The following is a 2405-nucleotide window of genomic DNA, read 5'->3' on the forward strand; positions in this document are numbered from 1 at the left end:
GCGATACGCTAACCAGAAGCGGTTCATAACTGATGAAAAGGGAGCGTCGGCGCCGATCGGCCCACTGCTACCAATGAGGCTTCATCACCGAGTCCGCAGCCGCGATGCCGAAACGCCCGGAGCCTAAACGTGACCCTAAGGATTGTTTTAGGCCATGAACCCAGTCCGGTTTCAGCCGGTTCAGGATAACGACTTGCTTCGCAAACCGGAGTTACCGGACACGCGTCGATGCTCTGCCGATGCGTTCGATCATATTGAGCGGTTCTACAGCGCTGTTCGCAGGCATTTGACCATCGGCCACATCAGCCCGCTCAATTCGCAGAGAAGGTGGAATTAGCCTAAACGCCTCTCCACGAAACTGGCAGCAGGCCACACTGCCTGCGTTTTCTCTCGTGAGTGAGAGATGGAGCAAGCTTTCGACGACCGCCGAAAGCTCCGCTTCACATTTTGGGTGGGTAATCGACGCGTCGCGTGCCAAGCGAGCCCAAGCCTAACGACGATGCCTAGCGCTCTCGGCTTCTCGATCCGGGGTTCAAAGGGCTTCGCAAATGATGGTCAGCTTGTGTGTCTGCGTGTTCGTCGCCGGCTACGTCACGGGTGATTACCTCTGCGGGCGCCGATGGAAGCGGGCAGCTTTCGAGGGATTGGGAATCGTTGCCGAGGCAAGAGAAGTTAAGGAGCGCGCGGCGAACATAGCGGCGCTCGCCTACCGATGAACTATCTTTGCGGAAGATCGCCTCCGCGAGAGGTTGCTCGCCTTCTCCAAACACGCCGGTCAATCATGACCTTTATGGCCGCCGCGAGGGCGAGTACGCACAGGGTTGCCTTCGACATCGTCTCCATCGTCCCCTCGATCAGCAGGCTATGGACGACGACGCCTACGACAATGATGACTGCGAGGACCATATGAGCGAGGCGCCACGTTCGCGGCGACAGTCCCACTTTCTGGCGGAGCGCGGCCAGAATCGTAACAGCGAAGATCGCCCACATGGCGATCACTCCCCAAGGGGAGAAGGGGGTTGGCGATGAGAACAGAAGGGCGTCGATCATGTCGGGCGGGCTGCTGATCCAAAGCCCACCGACATGCGTCGCAACCGCCAGGGCAAGCACTCCTCCGATCCAGTGATGGGCGCGCCGTCCCCGATAACCCGAGAGTCCTGGCAGGTAGCCGCCGATCAGCAGCGGTTGAAGGAGAACCAGAGCTAGCGCGAGGATCCCTGCAAATCCGGCAATTATGTAGACCCAACCGCGCCACGCATGCAGAGGACTCGCCGCCGCGAAGGCGATTGGCGCGCAGATGGCTGTCATAAGGGCTGCCCAGATCAAGGTCGCCCGGGCAGCTCTCATCCTTTGCCGAGTCCGATCAGACCGGCTGAAGGATGAAGTGCGCCTCGAGGCTCTTATCCTTTGCGCTTCGCATCACCGGGCGCAGAAACACAGTCTGAAACTCGCCGCTGTCATAGGTGAGGTGGCCATGCGGTTGGCCAAAAACCGGAACAATCTGAGGCATATCGAGACGGAACGCGCCGTTCTTATCGGTAAGCGTGGCGCCATGACTTTGCGGTTCGTGCTCCTGGCCTTCGGTCGTATGCGCCCAGATCTGTATGCGCTGCCCGGCAAGCGGAACCCCGTCGCCTGCGCGGCGAACGGTACCGCTCATCCAGAAGCCGCCCTTGCCGATCCGATCCACGATCGGCGCCCCTTTGCGATAGTTGTTAGCCCCTCCCGACATCGATTGCGTAGGTGCGAGGCCATCAGCGCGGGCGGGCGACAGGAGCCCGGAAAGGCCGGTCGCCAGGATGGATCCGCCGGCCGCGATGAGGGTGCGACGGCATACCAGGATAGTGGTCATGCGAACCTCTCCTCGCGGACCCGCAGTTGATCCGCCGACGGTGGTGACAAGACCGACTAAGGATAGCGCATTTGCAACCGGTTTGCGAACAACTCTGGGCGATCAACTAAACGCGTTGCGACACTGGGGGGCAGCGTCAGGCCAGCTCTTGTCGAACGACCTGGGAGCGGACCGTCGACGAGTCGGCTTTGGGCCACCCTCGGCTCCCCGATTGCTAGCCTCGGCAGCTGCCCCGAAGCAGACGTTCCATACGTCGGCTAGGGGCCAATTTCGATCGCCGCCCCAACGGKGGGCGAATGACCGCTTTGGGTGGCGGGCTCAACTGATCGCCGCAACACACTCGGCGAACCTCTCGGCTGGGGTTTGATAGAGCAAGGTCTTTCTGGGCCGTTCGTTGAGCTGACGGGCGATGGCGCTGAGCTGGGCCTGGCTTTGCAGGGACAGGTCGGTTCCGTGGGGAAGATACTGGCGCAGGAGCCGGTTGGTGTTCTCGTTCGAGCCACGTTGCCAGGGTGACCTGGGATCGCAGAAGTAGACCTCGACGTTCGAAGCG

Annotated in this window: 3 protein-coding genes; all 3 read right to left on the reverse strand. The window is 61.1% G+C overall.

Going from position 1 to position 2405, the window contains the following annotated elements; translation table 11 throughout:
• Window positions 1-717: 717 nt before the first annotated feature.
• Window positions 718-1347, reverse strand: a complete 630-nt coding sequence (locus AC1DVA_RS27625; protein WP_476808018.1) for a ferric reductase-like transmembrane domain-containing protein — start codon at window positions 1345-1347, stop codon at window positions 718-720.
• Window positions 1348-1363: 16 nt separating this feature from the next.
• Entirely contained in the window at window positions 1364-1852 is a 489-nt protein-coding gene (locus tag AC1DVA_RS27630) for a peptidase associated/transthyretin-like domain-containing protein (RefSeq protein WP_476808019.1), read from the reverse strand.
• A gap of 318 nt (window positions 1853-2170) precedes the next feature.
• The coding region (locus AC1DVA_RS27635) for an IS30 family transposase (protein WP_476806525.1) at window positions 2171-2405 on the reverse strand (235 nt) is incomplete at its 5' end.

This window comes from Allobosea sp. P4_C6 (assembly GCF_056402015.1).

Coding starts and splice junctions, on each gene's coding strand:
- AC1DVA_RS27625 (WP_476808018.1), bottom strand. CDS start 1,347: ATGAGAGCTGCCCGGGCGACCTTGATCTGGGCAGCCCTTATGACAGCC.
- AC1DVA_RS27630 (WP_476808019.1), bottom strand. CDS start 1,852: ATGACCACTATCCTGGTATGCCGTCGCACCCTCATCGCGGCCGGCGGA.